The sequence below is a fragment of the Paenarthrobacter sp. 10N417 genome, assembly GCF_056394745.1.
In genome coordinates, this window is sequence record NZ_JBFTIL010000001.1 from 1 (window position 1) to 21,027 (window position 21,027).

Annotated in this window: 15 protein-coding genes and 1 pseudogene; 13 read left to right on the top strand and 3 right to left on the bottom strand. The window is 62.1% G+C overall.

Going from position 1 to position 21,027, the window contains the following annotated elements; genetic code table 11:
- Together AC1DCM_RS00005 and katG are read left to right on the top strand one after the other, a co-directional pair.
- Positions 1-280: pseudogene (locus AC1DCM_RS00005) on the top strand (hypothetical protein); the annotation flags it as partial.
- Between the two features lie 318 nt (positions 281-598).
- Entirely contained in the window at positions 599-2,893 is a 2,295-nt protein-coding gene (gene katG, locus AC1DCM_RS00010; RefSeq protein WP_477516915.1) for a catalase/peroxidase HPI, read from the top strand.
- Positions 2,894-3,874: 981 nt separating this feature from the next.
- Here the strand turns inward: katG and AC1DCM_RS00015 are convergent.
- The 3 genes from AC1DCM_RS00015 to AC1DCM_RS00025 all read right to left on the bottom strand — a co-directional run bounded on the left by AC1DCM_RS00015 (position 3,875) and on the right by AC1DCM_RS00025 (position 6,955).
- Positions 3,875-5,299, bottom strand: a complete 1,425-nt coding sequence (locus AC1DCM_RS00015) for an FG-GAP-like repeat-containing protein (RefSeq protein ID WP_477516916.1) — start codon at positions 5,297-5,299, stop codon at positions 3,875-3,877.
- 153 nt (positions 5,300-5,452) lie between these two features.
- Positions 5,453-5,836, bottom strand: a complete 384-nt coding sequence (locus tag AC1DCM_RS00020; protein WP_477516917.1) for a hypothetical protein — start codon at positions 5,834-5,836, stop codon at positions 5,453-5,455.
- A 915-nt stretch (positions 5,837-6,751) separates the two neighbouring features.
- On the bottom strand, positions 6,752-6,955 hold the full coding sequence (locus AC1DCM_RS00025; protein WP_416416328.1) for a hypothetical protein: 204 nt from the start codon (positions 6,953-6,955) through the stop codon (positions 6,752-6,754).
- 1,606 nt (positions 6,956-8,561) lie between these two features.
- Here AC1DCM_RS00025 and AC1DCM_RS00030 point away from each other — a divergent pair.
- From AC1DCM_RS00030 to AC1DCM_RS00080, 11 genes are all read left to right on the top strand, one after another.
- Positions 8,562-9,182 (top strand): helix-turn-helix domain-containing protein, encoded by a 621-nt coding sequence (locus AC1DCM_RS00030; protein WP_477516918.1) that lies wholly within the window; start codon positions 8,562-8,564, stop codon positions 9,180-9,182.
- Positions 9,179-9,739 (top strand): DUF6036 family nucleotidyltransferase, encoded by a 561-nt coding sequence (locus AC1DCM_RS00035; RefSeq protein ID WP_477516919.1) that lies wholly within the window; start codon positions 9,179-9,181, stop codon positions 9,737-9,739. The genes AC1DCM_RS00030 and AC1DCM_RS00035 overlap by 4 nt, the downstream gene beginning before the upstream one ends.
- Positions 9,740-10,612: 873 nt before the next feature.
- Positions 10,613-11,602 (top strand): LacI family DNA-binding transcriptional regulator, encoded by a 990-nt coding sequence (locus tag AC1DCM_RS00040; RefSeq protein ID WP_477516920.1) that lies wholly within the window; start codon positions 10,613-10,615, stop codon positions 11,600-11,602.
- 2 nt (positions 11,603-11,604) lie between these two features.
- Positions 11,605-12,585 carry a 2-hydroxyacid dehydrogenase gene (locus AC1DCM_RS00045; RefSeq protein ID WP_477516921.1) on the top strand — a complete coding sequence of 327 codons (981 nt, stop codon included), beginning with the start codon at positions 11,605-11,607 and terminating at the stop codon, positions 12,583-12,585.
- Positions 12,582-13,799: a D-mannonate dehydratase ManD gene (manD, locus tag AC1DCM_RS00050; RefSeq protein ID WP_477516922.1), complete on the top strand. Its 1,218-nt coding sequence runs from the start codon at positions 12,582-12,584 to the stop codon at positions 13,797-13,799. The genes AC1DCM_RS00045 and manD overlap by 4 nt, the downstream gene beginning before the upstream one ends.
- A 3-nt stretch (positions 13,800-13,802) precedes the next feature.
- Positions 13,803-15,326: a mannitol dehydrogenase family protein gene (locus AC1DCM_RS00055; protein ID WP_477516923.1), complete on the top strand. Its 1,524-nt coding sequence runs from the start codon at positions 13,803-13,805 to the stop codon at positions 15,324-15,326.
- Positions 15,323-16,375 carry an NAD(P)-dependent alcohol dehydrogenase gene (locus AC1DCM_RS00060; protein ID WP_477516924.1) on the top strand — a complete coding sequence of 351 codons (1,053 nt, stop codon included), beginning with the start codon at positions 15,323-15,325 and terminating at the stop codon, positions 16,373-16,375. Before AC1DCM_RS00055 ends, AC1DCM_RS00060 begins: the two co-directional genes overlap by 4 nt.
- A 67-nt stretch (positions 16,376-16,442) precedes the next feature.
- Entirely contained in the window at positions 16,443-17,828 is a 1,386-nt protein-coding gene (locus tag AC1DCM_RS00065) for an MFS transporter (RefSeq protein ID WP_477516925.1), read from the top strand.
- A gap of 47 nt (positions 17,829-17,875) precedes the next feature.
- On the top strand, positions 17,876-18,547 hold the full coding sequence (locus tag AC1DCM_RS00070) for a bifunctional 4-hydroxy-2-oxoglutarate aldolase/2-dehydro-3-deoxy-phosphogluconate aldolase (protein ID WP_477516926.1): 672 nt from the start codon (positions 17,876-17,878) through the stop codon (positions 18,545-18,547).
- On the top strand, positions 18,544-19,506 hold the full coding sequence (locus AC1DCM_RS00075; protein ID WP_477516927.1) for a sugar kinase: 963 nt from the start codon (positions 18,544-18,546) through the stop codon (positions 19,504-19,506). The genes AC1DCM_RS00070 and AC1DCM_RS00075 overlap by 4 nt, the downstream gene beginning before the upstream one ends.
- A 319-nt stretch (positions 19,507-19,825) precedes the next feature.
- On the top strand, positions 19,826-20,869 hold the full coding sequence (locus AC1DCM_RS00080) for a DUF4862 family protein (RefSeq protein WP_477516928.1): 1,044 nt from the start codon (positions 19,826-19,828) through the stop codon (positions 20,867-20,869).
- Positions 20,870-21,027: the final 158 nt, after the last annotated feature.

Here is a 21,027-nt window from a genome sequence, read left to right on the forward strand (position 1 = left end):
TGACGCCGCCGCCGCCGGCGGTATCTGGTCCCAGACGGCTGACACTTTCGCGCACACCCGCGTCGAGGGCGCGCCCGCTGGAGCAGTCGTCCGGGTGCTCGACGGCGGCGAGATCACCCACCGGATCGAAACTGACGTACCGTGCTTCTCATGCGCGCTCGGCGGGCCCCAGGATCGGCACTTGTTCCTGCTCTGCAACGAGTTCGAGGGAGTCGACCAGCTCAGGGCCGTGCAGGAGCGGCGCAGCGCCCGGATCTTCATGACTGAGCTGCCGAACTGACCGGCGCCTGAGTCACCGCGAGGATGTCATGTATGTGATGGAAACGTGAAGAAGCTCCGACGAGAAACCCGTAAGGAGCAAAGCATATGTTTGACAATAGACCAACCCTGGCACCACGCTGTTGCCTAAGGCGAGACTCGATGATCATTGCGGAACAGCATGCGGGTGGGGGTACTGTCACACAAGTCTTCTCGGTGCGGCAGGCACGGGACGGTCCCTCCCGATGGGCTCTCCCCAGACGCCCGTTTATGGCGCAATAGGAAACTTTGAACCGGCCCGAGCCGACGGCGACCTCGGCCAGATGAAAGGAAGAAGAATATGACCGATCCCCAAGAGCATCCCCCAGTCCCCACTCCCGGGAGCGCGCAGGGCTTGAACCAGAAGGTGGAGGGCGGATGCCCGGTGGCCCATGGCAGTGCCACGGCCCAGGGCAGCGAAAGTGAAAACCCGGCGATCGATTCCCCCCAGCCCAAAGGCCACCGACCGCGGACCAACCAGGACTGGTGGCCCAACCAGCTGGACCTTTCCGTGCTGCACACGCACGGCAAGTCAAGCAATCCGCTGGACCCGTCGTTCAGCTACCGAGAGGAATTCCAGAAGCTCGACGTCGAGGCTCTGAAGCGTGACATCACCCAGGTCCTGACTACCTCGCAGGATTGGTGGCCGGCGGACTTCGGCCACTACGGTGGCCTGATGATCCGCCTGAGCTGGCACGCGGCCGGCACCTACCGCGTCCATGACGGCCGCGGTGGAGCGGGAGACGGCAGCCAGCGGTTCGCGCCGCTCAACAGCTGGCCGGACAACGCCAACCTGGACAAGGCCCGGCGACTGCTGTGGCCGGTCAAGCAGAAGTACGGCCAGAAGCTCTCCTGGGCTGACCTGCTGGTCCTGGCCGGCAACGTCGCCTTGGAATCGATGGGCTTCGAGACCTTCGGCTTTGCCTTTGGCCGCGAGGACGTGTGGGAGCCCGAGCAGATCTTCTGGGGCCCCGAAGACACCTGGCTCGGTGATGAGCGTTATGTGGGTGAAGGCCAGATGTCCGAGGACGTCGGTTCCACTGAAATGGGCCTGATCTACGTCAATCCCGAAGGCCCCATGGGCAATCCGGACCCGGTAGCTGCTGCGGCCTTCATCCGGGAGACGTTCAAGCGCATGGCGATGAACGACGAGGAGACCTTCGCGCTGATCGCCGGCGGCCACACGTTCGGCAAGACCCATGGCGCCGGCCCCGCCGAGGCGCATGTGGGCCCCGAACCGGAGGCCGCCAACCTGGAGGCGCAGGGCCTGGGCTGGCTCAGCACCTACGGCAGTGGCAAGGGCGCAGACACCATCACCTCGGGCCTCGAGGTGACCTGGACGGACATGCCGACCCAGTGGAGCAACCGCTTCCTGGAGATCCTGTTCGAGTACGAGTGGGAACTGGTCAAGAGCCCTGGCGGTGCTCACCAGTGGGTTGCCAAGGATGCTCCCAATATCATCCCGGACGCGCACGACCCGGAGAAAAAGCACCGACCCACAATGCTGACGACGGACCTGTCACTGCGCTTCGACCCCGTCTACGAGGAAATCGGTCGCCGCTTCCTCAAGAACCCGGAAGAGTTCGCCCTGGCGTTCGCCAAGGCCTGGTACAAGCTGCTGCACCGCGACATGGGGCCCGTTGGCCCCCACATGCTGGGCCCGTGGGTTCCTGAAGCCCAGCTGTGGCAGGATCCCGTTCCCGCCGTCGACCACGAACTGATCGACGAGCAGGACATCGCTTCGCTGAAGACCAAGCTGTTGGGCTCCGGCCTGACCATCCCGCAGCTCGCGGGTACGGCCTGGGCCTCGGCAGCCACCTACCGCAAAACGGACCGGCGCGGCGGCGCCAACGGTGCAAGGATCCGCCTGGAGCCGCAGCGCAGCTGGGAAGCCTCCGAACCGGAGCAGCTGGCAACCGTTCTTCCGGTGCTCGAACGGGTGCAGGAGGAGTTCAACTCTGCGGAAGCTGGCGGCAAGAAGGTCTCCCTTGCAGACCTGATCGTCCTCGGCGGTGCCGCCGCGGTGGAAAAGGCCGCTGCCGACGCCGGATTCCCCATCACCGTGCCATTCCGGCCGGGACGCACCGATGCCGCCCAGGAGCAGACCGACGTCGAATCCTTCCAGTACCTGCAGCCCAAAGCTGACGGGTTCCGCAACTACCTGCGGCCCGGCTCGAAGCTCCCGCCCGAGGCCCTGCTGYTGGACAAGGCCTACATGCTGGACCTCACCGCACCGGAGATGACGGCGCTGGTAGGCGGCATGCGCGCCCTAGGCACCAACCTGGGCGGTTCCAGCCACGGCATGCTGACAGACAAGCCACAGGTCCTGAGCAACGACTTCTTCGTCAACCTGCTCTTGCCGGGCACCAAATGGAGGGCGTCGGAGTCGGAGGAGAACGTCTATGAGATCACAGACGCCGCCACCGGCGAGCTGAAGTGGACGGCCACCCCGGTGGACCTGGTCTTCGGGTCCAACTCACAGCTGCGCGCCCTTTCCGAGGTCTACGCCAGCGAAGACGCCAGGGAGAAGTTCGTCAATGACTTCGTGGCCGCGTGGGCCAAGGTCATGGAGCTGGACCGCTTCGACCTCAAGTAACAAGTTCAACTGAACCGCGGTGTCAGGGCTGGTTGCAACTGCAGCCGGCCCTGACACTTTTCGAAACCTAGTGTTCAGCGGGGAGGCTGACCTCAGGAACCCTCCCATAGTCGCTGAGCAGGGTAACGTGCCCGCGATCTGCAGCGCGGCGCGCTCCTGCTCTAAGAAGTACTGCGATTCTCACAAGACCGGCACATCTTGTTCAGCTGCATCAGCGCCTGATACGCGCCGGGGTGCTGCTTGCCGATGTTCACTTGGCTCATCCGTGTTGGTCGTCTTCTCTCCACACGGTGAAATCGTGCGTTCATCGACAGGACGATGCAGTGCCGCACGTTGGGAGGTCGAGGGGAGGCTTATGCTTCCGGAGCCCACAGCGAGAGCTTTTCGGGGTTCACCACCATCCGCGCCTTCGTTACCAACCCGCCGAGGACGCCAAGGGTGACGACACCGGTGATGCGTCCTTCGCGCCACATCGCGAAGCCGAGCCACGTCGTGGGTGTCCTGCTCGACGACGTCTGTTCGAGGATCTTTCGTCAAGGCACCGCGGAGAAACCGTGCGACCTTGTCGGCACAAAGATCGGGTTGCGTGCGACGGTACCACCGCGGAAGAAATATGGGCGGACATCGACGGTTGGCTCCGTTCGATGGAGTCCTGTTCCACGTCAGAAATCGGAAGATCAACAATCCACATCCAGCCAGTTCGACCCATAAAACCCCGACGGCCAACTCTGCTGAGGACGCGCACTGTCCGGCGTCAGTCATGGTCGCCCCGTGGAGGCATGGTTCGTCCCGCGGTCCCGGCCCTGAAGTAGCTGTCGTTCGGGGTCACGGAACGGGCCTCTGGTGAAGTCAGTCCTTGGCTTCCTTGCGGGAGGTGAAATACCCGAGCCCGTCGTCAGAGCCGTGCCTGCTGTGAAGTTCACATGATGGCTGTCATGACGTTCCAGCCGACACCGACTCGCACTCTGGGGTCGTATCCGCCTACTGCGTCCCAGGGTAGAGCCAGAGGTCGCCGGACCCGTCGCGGGCCAGGACATCGGGATGGTCATCGCCGTCCAGATCTCCCGGGGTGAGCATGGCGGTCATGACGTTCCAGCCGATGCCGACCAATTGTCGATCGAGCCATTGGCCGGTGGTCGTTAGTTGGTAGAGCCAGAGTCTTCCCGCTTGGTCGCGTCCGAGTATGTCGCTGCCCGGTTCGGAGGTGTTTCCCTGTCCGAGAATGGTCGTGATCTCGTTCCATCCGGTCCCGATTTTCACGCGCGCGAGCCATCCCCCCGTGCCATTGCCCGGGTAGAGCCATAGATCCCCGGCGGCGTCCCGGGCGAGGACATCTGCTTTGCCGTCGAGGTTGAAGTCTCCAGGTGTTACGACGGCGGTCACTGCGTTCCAGCCAACCCCCACCTTGGATCGGGGCAGCCAGTTCGAGTCCCCGTCGCCGGGGTAGAGCCACAGGTCCCCATTGCTGTCGCGTGCAAGAACATCCGGGTTCAGATCGCCATTGAAGTCGCCCGGAGTGGTGATCAGGTTCATGGTGTTCCATTCGGAGCCGACCTGCTTGCGGCGCAACCAGTTTTTGTCCGCGTTGCCCGGGTAGAGCCAGAGCGCCCCGTTCGCGTCACGCGCCAGCACATCGGTGGCGGCGTCGGAGTTGTGGTCTTTCCAGACGTGCTCAGTGACAGGAGCGTGGAGCACCACTGCTACATCGCCGTCAATGGGTGTCCCATAGCCCTTGGTGCCGTGCGGTTCCATTTGGAAACTGTCGATGCTCCTGGACATCAGGGTACTGGTCAGCACCTTATGCGAGGGCAGGGCCAGTACCACAGCGAAGTCCCCGACGATGTAGAGCCGTGAGCCGTCAGGGCTGATCTGCAGGGTTGGACGCCCGCGACCTGAGTATCCTGTCCCGAGGGGGGTGGCAGTGTTATTTACCAGGTCCACCTTTGCCACGAAGTAGGCCCCTGGTTCGTAGCGGCCGTTAACGTACCTGCCCACTTCCTGGTCCACGACATAGGCCGTCTTGCCGTTGGGGGCGAAGACTGTCAAGGATGGTGGGTATGTTGTTTTGATCTTGCCCAGCACAGTGTCGTTGGCGACGGAAATGATGGCCAGCCCGTTCTCTTGCGGCCTGTTGAAGGGGTAGTAAATCCTGGACTTGTCCACCGACAGCGCGCCGTTGGTTCCCACAGGAACATGGATCGTCTTGATGAGGGTGTTGGTCACCGTGCTAATGACGGACACGGTGTCATCAAACATGTTCGGAACATACACTTTCCCCCCGGAGACCAGTGGCTGGCCGGGCCCCGAACCCACCGCAACGACGGTGTCGACCCGTCGCGAGGCGACGTCGATGACGGTGACAGAACCGGGCGCAAGGGGTTCGGGCGAGGTCGCATCCACGGCCATAGAGCGTGGAACCGTCGGGGGTAACAGCTAAACGTCCGCCCTCTGCCGCCAGCCGAAGGGTGCCCGGAACCCTAAGCGTGGCGATGTCCACGAACGTTACCGTTGAGGTGTCGAAGTCGGTAATCAAAAAGGCAGTGGATTCATCGGGGGAAATCACCATGTCCCCTCCCGCTCCAGGGACCTCGATGCTGCCAGAAACGCTGTCGCTTGCACGTCGATGACCGAAAACCTGCCGCCTCCCACAGCGAATGCCTTGGACCCGTCGCGGCTGAACTGGATACGGCGTGCTCTCACGCTAATGGTCGAGGGCTGTTCCACGGTTGCTGCCGGCACGCCCATAAGCCGTGTGGCTTCACGGTGATCTGGAGATGGGACTCCTGTGGCGTGCGCCACCCCGGGCATGCCGCAGGCTACCAACCCCAGGGCCATGACCATGCCAAGAAACCCCGTGCGGGGGCGAATGAATGGTGTGCGGAACATCATGAATGCCCCGATTTCATGCACCGCTTCCCTCAGAGCACGGCGCGCTAGGGGCATAGCCTATCCACCATCAATTGGAAAAACCATGCAAGGACCCAGACGAGAGCATATTCGCTCCTCCAAGGTTGGTTTGCTGATCGGGTCGATCCACCAACGACTCGCAACGAAACGCCAACTCGACATTCCAGCCAAGGGCATGTTCCCGTCCATGGTCACGAAGGCCCCTGGCTCCTTACAAGGACACGTACCCCCTGCCGCCGGTGTCCATCAAATAATCCCAGTCTGCTTCCCAGAGGCCGATTCCGGCTCCGCAGGGGGAACCGGAACACGTGCATACAGAGGGTTTGGAACGGGAGTGTTTCCTGGAACCGCTTGAACTATGTGCTCGTCACATCGACACCGAGTAAGTGCGCGAGCTCATCAAGAGAGTCAACGCCGCATCGCTGCCGGTACCAACCGGTCTTCAATTTTAACTGCCGGCCCCTCCTCAAACACGGCGATAAACCTGTCTATTTCCCTGCATCCCAAGGGGCCACCAGAGGGCTGCGGCCCTCCAGTAATGAACACCAGGCGGAAAGTTTGGCCGGGTCGTCGGTCATGCTGTTGCGACCCTTTACGCCATGAATAGGTGACAAGCAACTTCACTCCCCTGCAAGCGAAGGAGCAACCAGGTCACACAAACGGCCAACGAAAAAAAGGGCCCCGAAGGGCCCATTCGTGAACATTTGGCCACGCCCACCGGCCAACAGACTGCCGACATGCGACAACACAGCGCCCCAAGTGGGACTCGAACGGGACTCCAGGCCTTGGAAACACCGGGCACCTGCAAGAACATGCGGAATCCGAAGCAGTCCAACGGATGTGCGACGTGCTCCGACGGCGAAAGTGTGGACATTGTGCACACCCTCATTTGCCCCTGAAATGGGTCCCACGGGCCAAGCCGGCGTGCTCGCCCCGGTATGCCTAGGCGGGTTAAGTGGCTGGTGCCACAACGTCCTCCAGCACTGACCTGTCGAAAAAGCGGATCTCGCCCGTTGCCTCGAAGAACACAGGAACTACTGATGTGCTCAGGTCTTTGGACGTTTCGTAGATTTCAGCCGCACTCCCGTGCTTCCTCGCAATTGTTCCAACCAGTTCGGTACCGCGAACCCGAACAGTTCGATATTTATAGCTCATCGTGACCCCTTCGTCGGCTAAGGCACACCCTACCCCTTGGGAGTGCCGCTTCGGGGGGGGTGGGCTCCTATGGCGCCAACACCATTGGTAGCGGCGGCTTCGGATCACTTCCCCATAAATGCAGCGGAAGCATGGAACTGCACTCGAGTCCTTACGAACACTGGGGAATCCGCGAAAACGTGATCCTTGCCGATACGAGACCAGTAGGAGCCAAACCAAGGCTAAAAGCGTCGACAGCGACCGCATTTTCCGACGCAGTGCCCCTGACGTCGTGGCACTGAGGCCGTGAACGGTCATCACCGCAATCGAAGCCGCCGTGCGAACCAAATCATCTAATTCTGCCGCTGCCGCAGCAGAAATATCTGCCGTACTAATGGGCAGGCATGACATCCACGAGGGCATCCACCCTTCCGTCCCCTTTCTCAAGGAAACGGCGCCGGTCACCGCGGGCACCCCCCTAGCCAATAGGGATCAACAGCCCTCCGGCTGAAACACGTCCGAACACTGTGGCCTGCCGGGAGCGACCTAGCATGGGAGGAACAACGCAAGCGGCGCCCTGGGAACGGAATCATTGCTGATGCCGAATTCATGCCGCTTCGTTCCTTCGCTTCGATAGACAAGCGGAAGTTCTATCGCTGCTTGTCATTCTCATATGCCCCATGCTCGCTGGGCGGGCAGTCCGCGCAATCAGGACGCGACCGCGCCGGCCCCCGAACTGGGAACTCCTTCATTGAAAGATCGAAGCATTGCCTCCGACTGAAGTTTTCGCCCCGGCCCCGGTTCCCCAAGTTGCACTCCGGCCCCTCAGCCCAGCGTGTCGTCCATACCAGAACGACCCCTACAACCAACAACCGCAGAAAAAGACACGGCAACACAAAGGGTGAAGGGAACCACGGGATCATGAATACGCTCGGTCGAACGTAGCTTGCGGATCGCCGTCATGTCGCTAGGGCCACTTATATGCGATGAGTAAACGTAGGCCGAAGGAGGGGACAGTGATGGCCGCAGTCAACCGCAATAAAGAAGATGTAAGTGTGGACAGTGTCAACACCCCTTTGGCCTCACAAACCTTGGCCGGTCATGCCTCCTCACCCAGGAACGAGCCCGAGCCGGGTGGTCTCGAGGCACGATCCCGAAGTCATGTTGTGCTCAGTCCACCTACCCATGAAGAGGTGTAGGACAACCACGACCTACCTGACGAATCAAGAGAGGAATGCCACAGCCCCAGTTCAAAGCCAGCGGAGAGCCCACTTGCCAGGACCCTGAACCCGCTCCCCCACAACCAAACAGGCGACCCACGGCGCCAGGCACACCCCGTGGCCCGTGTCAGAGGGGCCTGACCACCCGGAATGTACACACGTTAAAGCAAAAAACCCCCTCTGACGAGGGGGTATGCCGTGCCCGAGGTGGGACTCGAACGGGATTCCAGGCCTTGGGGACGCTGGGAAGTGGCGGAAACATGCAGAATCCGCGACAATCCTGCCGATATACGACCCGATCCGAAGCGGAAAGTATGTACGTTGAACACACTTCCTTTCTGCCCCCGCACCAACGAATACAGTATGTCACCGTTCGGTGACATACTGGAAGTGACAAGGGAGGCGTCATGACATCAGGAACCAGCATCAACACCCCTGCCGCAGTAGGCACCGTCATCCGTGCCCGGCGCCAGGACCGCGGACTGTCGCAGCAGACCCTTGCTGACAGGGCAGGGGTCTCGAGGAAGTTTCTCATGGACCTCGAAGCCGGCCATGACCGTGCCGAACTCGGCAAATCCCTAGCCATTCTGGCGGCGCTCGGCTTGTCATTGGAAGCCACAGACCCCCTGCCCCGGGGCAGGGACTACGACCCAGCGCGGCGCGACTACGCCCAAACCTTTTCACGGCTTCTCGCGGACCGGGACTTCGAGTTCGCCATCAAAATGCTTGCCGACTATGCCACTGCTTCCCTCAAGGCCGGCAAGCCCCTGCTCCAGCGCAGTCCGCGGCTCAAGGAGCCCCACTGGTCCGCCGCTCTCGCCGGTATCACGAAGTACACCGCACACCGCCTTGGCCAACCTGCACCATCCTGGACCAAACGCATCAAGCCCCTCAACGAGCCATGGATGCCCGCCGAGTCCTACCGGCACATCCGTGAACCCATGAAGCAGCTCACCATGTCCGAAACGCCACAGGAGCTCGCCGCGATGAACGTCTACATCCGCGAACGCAGCCTGGCCACCGCATGAATGGCGGGGAACTCAACGCCGAGCAAATACGGGCTCTCCTCCGGGAACTCGGCCGGCGCCTGCACGCCAAAGGCGTCCATGGCGACATCAAACTCGTCGGCGGAGCCGCACTTATCCTTCAAGGGATTGGCAACCGCCCCACTGCCGATATCGATGCCAGCTATGCCGACAAGGCCGCCGTCGATGCCCTCGTCACTGAAATGGCGGCCGAATTCGACCTCGCACCCGAATGGCTCAATTCCAACGCCGCAGCCTTCGTCCCAGACAAGGCCACTTGGGTAGAACTCGAACACCTCGACGGACTCACCATCCAAGCAGCAGACACCGAAACACTCCTCGCCATGAAAATCGCTGCCGAACGCGACAAAGACACCCTCGACATCGCCCGCCTCCTACGCCGGCTGAACATCACGAACGCCAACGACGCCGTCGACCTCGCCTACAACAAATACGGCGAAGACTCCATCCCCCTCGCCGCCGGGCGAGAGAACTACCTGATCGTTGTCGACGACGCACTCGACGCCGCCACCGCACTTGAAACTGAAAGCGGGCCCTGAAATCGTTCGCGTGAACGCTCGTCCGTAAGGGGCGTAAAAACACGGAAGCCAGCCGACTAGAACCTCAGCGCGACACCCACGCAGGACAGTCGAACGATCCCCCAAAGCCTGAAGATCCCAGGACACTAGACCGCCGCTAACGGCGCATATGTCGGCGCCAAAGCAGTTCGCCCTTCCGCAACGGTTGAGACGATCCGCAAAGCACGAACTGCCGCCGCGGAGAGTTGGGCGGCTTCGTCTTGCCGTGGCTCCCTAACCTGTCCATGGACGGTCAGAAGCAACATCGCTGTTTGTCATTCTGATATCCGATCATCGCCAGGCGGGACCTCCGCGCAACCAGGGCGCTCCGCGCCGGAACCGATCCGGAAACTTCGCTCGGCGCTCCTGCGTCGATTGAGAACCAGCCCCCAACACGTGGCACCCATCCTCACCACCATCGGCTACATCAACTGGTGGCAAGGCCGAGGATCCCAAGCACACCAATACATGTAGCTAGCCCTCGACATCGACCCCGGCTACCGCTTCGCCAGGCTCAGCGACCAAATGCTCGGAGCCGGAATCATCGCCGGCTGGAACACCAATAGAGACACCGCCTACAAAACCCAACTCGACATGCCCTAACCGGAAGACAATCACAGTTCGTATAGGTAACTCGAGTAAAGCGAGCGTCCAGCAATGCGGCGCTCGCTTCGTGTAAGAAACCCGCTGAAATGATGCCGCCTCCATGGGCAACTTCCGAAACTGCCGGTCCCAGCCTGCACTTCACGAGCGGCTCCAACGACTGTGGTGCAGGTCATGGAAAACCCTTGACAACCTTGTACAACTCTTTCCATACTTGAGGGACAAGGTTTCAATGAAGCACCTGGAGGACTCATGTCGGCAAAACTCACGGACGTCGCAAAGCTCGCAGGCGTATCACTGGCCACGGCTTCGCGGGCCTTCGGGGATCCAGGGCGGCTGGCCGCAGAAACCCGGCTGAAGGTGATGGCGGCAGCGGATGAGCTGGGCTACGAGATTCCCGGGGTGAACGGCAGCCGCACTTTTGGCGTCATCGTTCCGGACATCTCAAACGCCGTGTTCGCTGCATTGATCAAGGCAATCCAGAACCAGGCTTGGCATGGCCGTCACCGGATGGTCCTGGCGGACACGTCGGAATCCTCCTCCAGGGAGCGGGCACATCTTGAGAGTTTCGCCATCGGCGTTGACGGCATCATCCTGTGCTCGCCCCGCCTCCCCTCGGACCAGATCCACACCCTGGCAGGCAACGCACCACTTGTCGTCATCAACGGTGAAGCCGAGCATGCCGCCTGCGTCCTGATGGAGGCCGGTGAGGGGCTGCGACAGACAGTGGAGCACCTTTACGCTTTGGGTCATCGCAAAATCGCCTACATCCCAGGCCCTGCGTCATCGTGGGCCAACCGCCAGCGCCTGGCCGCGATCACCCAGTTCTGCTCCGATTGGAGCATTGATCTCGTCACGGTCGGGAACCAGAATGCCACGGTCGACGGCGGACTGGCGGCTGCGGCTTCTGTCGTCGCCAGCGGCGCCACGGCCGTCATCGCCTACAACGACCTCGTGGCCATTGGCATGCTGGCCGGAGCCCGCACGCTGGGCTATCACTGCCCCGAAGACATCAGCGTGGTGGGCATCGACGACCTCGACATTGCCGCTGCGGCCGAACCAGGCCTGACATCCGTCCGAGTCCCCATCGACCGAAGCGGCGCCCTTGGCCTCGAACTCCTTCTCGAGCAAATGGCTGGAAAGCCAACCGCCACCGAAGCTGTCCACCTCAGCTCCCAACTCATCGTCCGCGGTTCAACATTTGCCGCACGCACAGCAAACCAAGCCCTCCAGGGAAAGTAACCATGAGAATCGTCATCGCAGACCCCAACCTGCTACCCCACCGCTCCACCTTCGAAGCTGCTCTGCCCGAAGGAGCACTCGCTTCCTGGCATGACAGCTGGAACGAGCATTCGGTGCTCACAGACCTCAAAGACGCAGACGTTTACGTCGGCCCGCGCTTCACTGGCGCCATGGGCGCAGCGGCGCCCAACCTTCGCTTGGTTCATGTTGGCGGCGCCGGCTACGACGGCATCGAGGCCGACGCCCTGCCTTCCGGTGTTGTCTGCGCGAATACCTTTCACCACGAGAGCTCGATCGCTGAACACGTCGCTACTGTGCTTGTTGCCCTCCGCCGAAACCTGCTCGGACAGGACGCCGCCCTCCGGTCGGGTGTGTGGTCCTCGTCGGTTTACTCGACATCCATCAGCCAGCCCGAAACTCTTCGTGGCGCGGTGGTGACCTTCCTCGGCTTCGGCCACATCGGCGGCGCAGCATGGAACCTTCTGAAGGCATTCGGCGCCGAAGGAATCGCGATAACGCGCAATGGAAATATCGACGCCAAAGCCAATGGCCTGCGCTGGGCAGGCCCCGTCGACCGGCTAGGCGAAGCTCTCAGCGAATCTACAGTCCTCGTCATCAGCATCCCCTTGGCCGAAGAAACCGCAGGCATCATCGGAGCTGCCGAACTCGATGATCTCGGGCCGGACGGGCTTCTCGTGAACGTGGCCCGCGGACCCGTTGTGGACGAAGCCGCCCTCTACGAAGCCCTAAGGGACCGGCGTATCGCAGGTGCCGCCGTCGACGTCTGGTACCAGTACCCGGGGACCGACGGCCGCGGCGAACCGTCAACCCATCCTTTCGGGCGACTCGACAACATCATCATGACTCCACACTCCTCCGGTGTTACCGCGGAGACGTTCCGCAACCGCGCCCGCGAAATCGCGGAGAACATCACCAGACTGTCCAACGGCGAACCTCTCAAGAACGTAGTGATTTCCAAATGACCCGCAAAATCGTCAACGTCGACGTCCTCGTTACCAGCCCCAGCCGCAACTTCGTCACCCTCAAAATCACCACCGACGACGGCCTGGTTGGCTGGGGCGACGCCACCCTCAACGGCCGCGAACTGTCGGTGGCGAGCTACCTGCGGGACCACCTTGCGCCCGCCCTTCTGGGCAGGGATGCGGACCGCATCGAAGACACCTGGCAGTACTTCTACCGTGGCGCCTACTGGCGCCGCGGCCCGGTAACCATGGCCGCTATCGGCGCCATTGACCTCGCCCTCTGGGACATCAAAGGCAAGGCCCTCGGCGTCCCCGTGTACCAGCTCCTCGGCGGCGCCGCGCGGGACAAGATACTTACCTACACGCATGCGACCGGCTGGGACCTGCCCGAACTCTTGGATTCCGTTGACCAGCGCCGTGAGCAGGGCTTCCGCGCCGTGCGCGCCCAGTCTGGAGTTCCCGGCTTGGACAAGGTCTACGGCGTCACCAAGGGCGCGGCGAGTTACGAGCCAGCGGGCCGCGGCGTAGGTCCCGTGGAGGAGGACTGGGACACCTCGGCGTATCTTCGCCACGCCCCCAGGGTACTTTCCGCGGTCCGAGACCACGTTGGGCCGGAGCTAAAACTCCTGCATGACGTCCACCACCGGCTCAACCCCACCGAAGCTGCACGCCTGGCCAGGTCTTTGGAAGACGTGGACCTCTTCTGGCTTGAAGATGTGACGCCCGCCGAGAACCAGCGCCTGCTGCGGACACTCCGCCAGCAGACCACCATCCCGCTGGCGATCGGTGAAGTGTTCAACACCATCTGGGACGCGGAACTACTCATCACTGAGCGACTCATCGACTTCATCCGCACTGCCGTGGTCCATGCCGGCGGCATTTCGCACGTCCGCAAGATCCTCGCCCTTGCCGAGGTTTACCAAATCAAGGGCGCACCGCACGGCCCCTCGGATGTCTCCCCCATCAACCTCTCCGCCTCACTGCACCTCGGCCTTGCCACGTCCAACTTCGCCATCCAGGAGTACATGGGCTATGACCCCCTGGTGTCGGAGGTCTTCCGTTCCAGCTTCCGTTTCGAGGACGGATACCTGCATCCCGGCGACGAGCCCGGCCTCGGCGTAGAGGTAGACGAAGAGGCCGCCGCCCGCTTCCCGTACAAGCAGGCCTACCTGCCGATTGCCCGTGAGCTCGACGGCTCCATGAAGGACTGGTAAACCATGGCATCCCCAAAGACCCCACCACTCTCGCTGGGCACACCTGGCCTCATCAGCAGCCGCACCGCCCCTCCTGCGGGCATTGTCCACTTGGGTCTTGGCAATTTCCACCGGGCACACCAAGCCGTCTACACCGACGCGGCCATTAAAGCCGGCGGCGGCGACTGGGGAATCATCGGCGTTTCCAGTCGGTCCTCGACTGTCACCGACGCGATGCACGCCCAGGACATGCTCTATACCGTGGTGGAAATCTCCCCCGAAGGCTCGGGATTTTCGATCCCCCGGGTACACACTGACGCGTTTGTGGCAGCCAAGGATCCGGAGCGCGTCCCAGCAGTCATCGGTGACCCAGCCACCAGAATTGTCTCCCTCACCGTGACCGAAAACGGCTACACCTATTCACCCTCCACAGGATCGTTGAACCTGGCAGATCCCGCCGTACAACACGACCTGGTCAACGCCAAAGCGCCCAAAACGCCGATCGGCCAAATCGTCCGCGGACTTCAACACCGTGCCCGCATACACTCAGAACCCATCACGATCCTGAGCTGCGACAACCTGGCCGACAACGGCCACCACACCCAGCGGCTGGTCCGCGAATTCGCCTCCAGGCTGCCAGCTGCCGAAGCAACGGAAACCCTGGCGTGGATCGAGGCCCATGCGAGCTTCCCGTCATCCATGGTGGACAGGATCGTACCGGCCACCACCGAACAGTACCGAGCCCTTGTCGCGGAAGAACGCGGCTACATCGACGCCATCCCGGTCCCGGCGGAACCCTTCTCCATGTGGATCATGGAAGATAACTTCATAGCGGGCCGCCCCATGTGGGAAGCCGGAGGTGCTGTTTTCTCCAACGATGTCGCCGGGTATGAACAGCTCAAGGTCCGGCTCCTCAACGGCACCCACTCCCTGATCGCCTATTTGGGTGCGCTCACCGGAGCCGCCACTATCCCTGAATCGGTAGCGCAGGCCCGCATCGAACAGGCAGCCCGTACGGTGCTGCGCGACGAGTACCTGCCCAGCGTCAACGTTCCCGCCGGCGTGGACGTCAGCGCCTACGAGGAGCAACTCTTCTCACGCTGGCGCAACTCGGCCTTGGGCCACCGCACCAGCCAAGTCGGTTCCGACGGTTCGGTGAAACTCAGGCAGCGTATTCCGCTCCCGGCGCTGAAAATGCTCGACGCCGGGACCATGCCGCAGCTTCTGGCCCTCACCACAGCGGCCTACCTGACGTGCCTCGCACCGTTGGGGGGCTTCGAGCCCGGGGAACATGCAGATGCCATGGAAGATCCCGCCCGTCGCCTCCTGTCCGGTCTGGCGGCCCAGTCCCGCTCCGGCCATGAGCTGGCCGAAAGTGTCCTGGCCGACCACCATCTCCTCGGCGAGGAACTGGCCGAGCGCACTGACTTCATCGAACGCACCGGCGAATTTATCGACATCCTGCATTCCCATGGCCCACTGGCCGCGATCGCCGATGCCAGCAATCCGACATCCCGTCCCCACGCAGCCCACCGGAGCACCACATGAACACCCAAACCATCCTTTCGGAACATCGCACGGATCTGCCAACGACCACCGAAGCAGCCGTCCTGCATGGCGCCGGCGATATCCGCATCGAGAACAAACCTCTGAAACCGCTTGGCCCCAACGACGTGCTGGTGGAGATGCGTTCCGGCGGCATCTGCGGCTCCGACATGCACTATTTCGCAGAGGGTCGCAACGGCAGCAACGTCCTTGGCCAACCCACCATCCTCGGCCACGAAGGCGCCGGCGTGGTGATTGCCGCCGGCGAAAAGGCCCGCACCGCCGTGGGTACCGCCGTCGTCATCGAACCGGCCATGCCATGCCGCGAATGCCCGGCATGCCTCTCCGGCCACTACAACGTGTGCCCAACAGGAACCTGCTTCGGCTCCCCGCCCACGGACGGGCTCTTTGCCCGCCACGTGGTGGTGCCCGACGCCACCCTCCACGCCCTACCTGAAGCCGTACCAGCCGAAATCGGAGCTGCGATCGAGCCACTCGCCGTCGCGGTCTGGGCCGTCGAACGCGCGCAGGTCCAGAGCGGGCATCGGGTGCTGGTCACTGGTGCCGGACCCATTGGCCTTCTCGTGGCCCAGGTCGCAGCGGCCCAGGGCGCCAGCGAAATCGTTGTCACGGACGTCAACGACGACCGGCTCGCCGTCGCTGCCCGGCTGGGAGCAACACGCACCATCAACACCTCCACGGAACCACTTGACCTCAAAGACATGGACCGCCTCATCGAATGCTCCGGAAACATCCGCGCACTCGCGGATGGCATCCACACACTGGGTCCGGGCGCCCGCGCCACGGTGGTCGGGCAAGCCCGGCCCACAGTAGACGGCATTCCGCTTGGCTACCTGCAGCGTTACGAAATCGACCTTGTGACGGCGTTCCGGTACGCCAACGCGTTCCCGACGGCGATCGACCTGGCCTCGTCCGGAAAAGTGGACCTGCGGTCCATCATCACTGCCACATATCCGCTCAAGGACGCAGCAGCGGCCCTCACGGCTCCCGTCAACGATCCGCGGAATCTCAAAGTATTGATCAGCTACTAAACACCCCCGCATGGCACGGATGCCGCCGGAAAGCATCAAAGAAACATCCATTCAAAGGAGTATGGAAATGACGACAGCAGCAAACCTCCCACCCACGCCCGTGGACCAAACCAAGGTCCGGAAGGCCGCCGTCGCAGGTCTCATCGGTACCACGCTGGAACTCTATGACTTCGTCATCTACGGCACGGCCTCGGCCTTGGTCTTCAGCAAACTCTTCTTCCCCAACATTTCCCCAGCGACCGCGCTCCTCGCAAGCTTCACCACCTTCGCCGTAGGCTTCCTTTTCCGGCCCCTGGGTGGAATATTCTTCTCCCACTTCGGCGACAGACTCGGCCGGAAATGGATCCTGGTTGTAACCCTTCTGCTCATGGGCGGCGCAACGCTGGTCATCGGCCTGCTGCCCACCTTCGACCAAGTCGGACTGCTGGCACCGATCCTCCTGTGTGTCTGCCGGGCCGCCCAAGGCTTCGGCGCCGGCGCAGAACAATCCGGAGGTGCCACGTTGCTGACAGAGTCGGCTGCTCCAGGTACCCGAGGACGCTTTGCATCACTGATCATGGTCGGCGCGGCAGCCGGCACCGCACTAGGTGCACTCGTATGGATCGCCGCCCAAGCGCTGGCACCGAACGACATGCTCACCTGGGGTTGGAGGCTGGTGTTCCTCTCCAGCATCTTCGTCACCATTGCCGCCCTCGTCATCCGGCGCAAACTCGACGAGTCTCCGGTATTTGAAGAAATCAAACAAACCCGCACAGTCCCGCCCGCACCGCTGAAGGAAGTTGCCAAGAACGGCAAGGCCAACGTCCTGCGCGTCATCCTCATGAACTTCGGCGTCAGCACCCAGTCCTACACCATCCAGGTCTTCATGGCCTCCTACCTCATCACCGTCGTGGGCACCGACCCGAAATTCATTCCACCCGTACTCCTGATCGGTTCACTCTGCGGCGGCGTGGCGGCAGTATCCTTCGGCATTCTGTCCGACAAGATCGGACGCAGGCGCGTTGTTTCCCTCATTACCGGAGCCCTGATCCTCTTCCCCGCCCCAGCGTTCCTGCTGCTGACCACGGGCTCCCCGGCAGCAATCGTCATGGTCATCATCATCGGATTCATGCTCGCCTGCCAAGGCGTGGTCGGCGTCCACATGAGCTACTTCCCCGAGATTTTCGGCAGCCGCTACCGCTACGCAGGCGTGACCCTGGGTCGGGAGTTCTCCTCCATCATCGGCGGCGGCGTCGCTCCCATGATCTGCGCAGGCCTGCTGGCAATGTTCAGCAACTCCTGGATCCCGATCGCCATCTACATGTCCTTGACCATGGCCGTCAGCTTCATCGCCACACGGATGTCGCCGGAAACACTGAACCGAGATCTGACCGATCCCGAGGACGCCCGCCCAAACCGGCCCCTGCTCCAAACAACGGTCGTAAATAACCAGCTCTCCGCCACCGACGCCTAGCACCCCAGCGCTCATTGACTGATCACCCCACACCACGAAGGAACATCATGCTCCAGCTCGATACCAAGGAGATTCCCATCCGTCCTGACCTGTCAGCGATGCTCCGCGATACCGGCGTCGTCGCTGTCCTTCGGGCCCGGCACGCACGGGAGTATGCGCCGGTGATCGACGCACTCCAACACGGCGGTGTGCTGAGCATCGAACTGACGCTGAGCACACCAGGCGTCTTCGATGAACTCCCACTGTTGCGGGATCGATTCGGCGACGGTGTGGAAATCGGCGTCGGAACGGTAACTACGGCCGGAGAGGCCGAAACGGCGTTGGACCTCGGCGCTGCGTACATCGTGACCCCCACTACCCAGCCGGAGATCATCGCTGCGTGCGTACAGCGGGACGTCCCAATCTTTGCCGGTGGATTGACGCCCACCGAACTGCATGCCAGCTGGAAACTGGGCGCCACGGCCGTCAAGATCTTCCCCGCATCCGCGGTGGGTCCAGCATATGTTCCGCAACTGCGTGGCCCTTTCCCGGACATCCAAGTGGTTCCCTCCGGCGGGGTAGAGATCCAGGACGTCCCGGCCTGGATCAAAGCCGGAGCCTTGGCGGTCAGCCTGGGAGGCCCGTTGCTGGGTGATGCGTTCGACGGCGGGGACCTCGGTCAGCTGACGGAAAGGGCCCGTCGCCTTCGAGCCCTCGTTGACGAAGCGCGTGCACTGTGAAGCCCGGAACGTATGTAGTCACGTTGGGCGAAACCATGGCCCTCATGGCCGCGGACCAACCGGGACCCTTGGCACATGTACCAAGCATGAGCCTGGGCATAGGAGGCTCGGAATCAAATGTCGCAATCGGCCTCCAACGCTTGGGAATCCAATCAGTGTGGTGTGGCAGGGTCGGTGACGATTCCCTGGGCCAACTCGTGGAACGTGAGATCCGTGCCGAAGGCGTGGACGTCCGCATCACCGTTGATCACGAAGCCCCCACGGGCCTGATGATCAAGGAGCGCCGGACGTCCGCCTCCCAAAGAGTCATGTACTACCGCTCAGGCAGTGCAGGTTCCCGTATCGCCCCGGACGATGTCGATGAACAACTCATCTCCGGGGCCGCGTTGCTCCACGTCAGCGGCATAACCCCCGCGCTGTCACCACAAGCCGCCATAACGCTTCACTATGCCATTGGTACCGCCAGGGCCGCCGGTGTTCCCGTGTCCTTCGACCTGAACTACCGTTCGCGACTCTGGGACGAAGCAGCGGCTGGAAGCGCTTATCGGGACATCATCGCCTTGGTGGACATTGTCTTTGCCGGCCTTGAGGAAGCTGAACTCGCCGTAGGCGAAGCACCCTACAGCAATGGTCCTGAGATTGCCGCCCGAAAGATCGCAGCATTGGGCCCAAGCCAGGTAATCATCAAGTTGGGCGCCGCGGGAGCGTTTGCACTCATTGATGGCACCGAATTCTCCCAAGAGGCCACACGCATAGATGCCGTGGACACCGTCGGCGCCGGTGACGCCTTCGTGGCGGGCTATCTGGCTGAATTGGTTAACGGAATGGAGCCGCAGAAACGGCTGGAGACCGCAGCAAGTGCCGGCGCATTCGTTTGCCTCGTCCCCGGTGACTGGGAAGGCCTCCCGCGCCGCGAAGAACTGCCGTTGCTGAGGGCCCATGAACCGGTCAGCCGTTGATCACAATCCTTCTGCATCCTGGCGCCAGCAGTGAGACGCGCCCTGAGTTTGGTGGACGGAATGGACTGGGACGCCTTCGAATACGGGGCGAAAGATCTGTCCTGGCAGGCGCGCCGTCGGCATCAGTTGGTATGCCTTGGCTGCGGCGGCCAGGCAGTCTTCAAGATGGGTCCCGTGCGGCAACCGTGCTTCGCCGCACGGCACCGCCGCGGCTGCTTGATTGCCGCAGCATCATGTAGCGCGTACCGCTACCTGCAGTAAACACCCCCAATTCAGCTCGTCACACCACCCCTAGTCCGGTCAAGAACGTGGAGCGACAATGCCTCAACACTACGAACAAAATGCTTTCTTCATCGGAGCGTATGCAGCTGCACCAAGCCTGATTGCGTGGGACCCGGTCGCCGAAGGAACATTCCTGAAATCTGTTCTGGCGCTGCAAGGCGTCGCTGGCCTGGAAGTTCCGTTCACCGGAGCCCTTCATAAAGACGACGAAGATTGGTTCCTCCGGCAGCTTCCCGAACATGCAGACTATGTCGTGACAACCATCCCCGGAACCATGGCCAGGCTCGGAGCGGACCCGGCATTCGGCTTGGCCTCCACCTCAGCAACGGGCCGCCGGGCGGCCATCGGATTCGTGCATGAAGCCCTGCAGGCCGTGACCAGGCTGAATTCACGTGTTGGACGCCCGGCCGTAATCGCGGTGGAAATCCACTCAGCCCCTGTGGCCTCCAGCGGCAAAGCCTCAGTCACCGCCTTGAGCGAATCCTTGGCCGAGATCTGCTCCTGGGACTGGCAGGGAGCACGCGTCGTCCTCGAACACTGTGACGCTTATATCGCTGGCCAAACACCTTCCAAGGGCTTCCTGACACTGGAAGCTGAAACCGAAGCGGTTCATCGCGCCAAATCCTCAGGCGGTGCTTTGGGCATGTCCATCAATTGGGGACGTTCAGTCATCGAGCAGCGGAGACCGGAGGCCGCACTTGACCACATCACGTACCTCCGCGATGCCGGATTGCTGGCAGGAGTCGTTCTTTCCGGCTGCGCCGACGCAGACACACGCTTCGGGCCTGCATGGGCCGACGTCCATGTCCCCCCGGCTCCTGCCGGATCCGGTTCAGGCACGGAGACGAGTTCACTCGGACCGTTGGACGGACTGCTGGAGCCCACGTCCCTGATGACAGCCGAGCGAATCCAGGAATGCCTCCTCGCTGCAGGACCGGAAGAAGAGACAGGGTTTCGCGGTCTGAAGGTAGCAGCAGCGCCAAACGCCACTGTGGAAGAGCGAATATTAACAATTGCTATGACCTTGGAAATGTCATCCGGCCTTCAAGAAGTCCCCGCTCCGGCCGAAGGACATTGGTGACTCCTTCGGCATCTGCCGGACGATGATTCGGACCCTTTCCATGCCCCGAACTGATCATCGTTATGTCCGGAAGATTGCCGGTCCGGTTCTTCACATGCAGTCTGTCGGAATTGTGTCACATCGCGAATTTGCGATGAAGCCGAGACCGCTCGTTCCCC

Coding starts and splice junctions, on each gene's coding strand:
- AC1DCM_RS00015 (WP_477516916.1), bottom strand. CDS start 5,299: ATGGCCGTGGATGCGACCTCGCCCGAACCCCTTGCGCCCGGTTCTGTC.
- AC1DCM_RS00020 (WP_477516917.1), bottom strand. CDS start 5,836: ATGCCCCTAGCGCGCCGTGCTCTGAGGGAAGCGGTGCATGAAATCGGG.
- AC1DCM_RS00025 (WP_416416328.1), bottom strand. CDS start 6,955: ATGAGCTATAAATATCGAACTGTTCGGGTTCGCGGTACCGAACTGGTT.
- AC1DCM_RS00030 (WP_477516918.1), top strand. CDS start 8,562: ATGACATCAGGAACCAGCATCAACACCCCTGCCGCAGTAGGCACCGTC.
- AC1DCM_RS00035 (WP_477516919.1), top strand. CDS start 9,179: ATGAATGGCGGGGAACTCAACGCCGAGCAAATACGGGCTCTCCTCCGG.
- AC1DCM_RS00040 (WP_477516920.1), top strand. CDS start 10,613: ATGTCGGCAAAACTCACGGACGTCGCAAAGCTCGCAGGCGTATCACTG.
- AC1DCM_RS00045 (WP_477516921.1), top strand. CDS start 11,605: ATGAGAATCGTCATCGCAGACCCCAACCTGCTACCCCACCGCTCCACC.
- manD (WP_477516922.1), top strand. CDS start 12,582: ATGACCCGCAAAATCGTCAACGTCGACGTCCTCGTTACCAGCCCCAGC.
- AC1DCM_RS00055 (WP_477516923.1), top strand. CDS start 13,803: ATGGCATCCCCAAAGACCCCACCACTCTCGCTGGGCACACCTGGCCTC.
- AC1DCM_RS00060 (WP_477516924.1), top strand. CDS start 15,323: ATGAACACCCAAACCATCCTTTCGGAACATCGCACGGATCTGCCAACG.
- AC1DCM_RS00065 (WP_477516925.1), top strand. CDS start 16,443: ATGACGACAGCAGCAAACCTCCCACCCACGCCCGTGGACCAAACCAAG.
- AC1DCM_RS00070 (WP_477516926.1), top strand. CDS start 17,876: ATGCTCCAGCTCGATACCAAGGAGATTCCCATCCGTCCTGACCTGTCA.
- AC1DCM_RS00080 (WP_477516928.1), top strand. CDS start 19,826: ATGCCTCAACACTACGAACAAAATGCTTTCTTCATCGGAGCGTATGCA.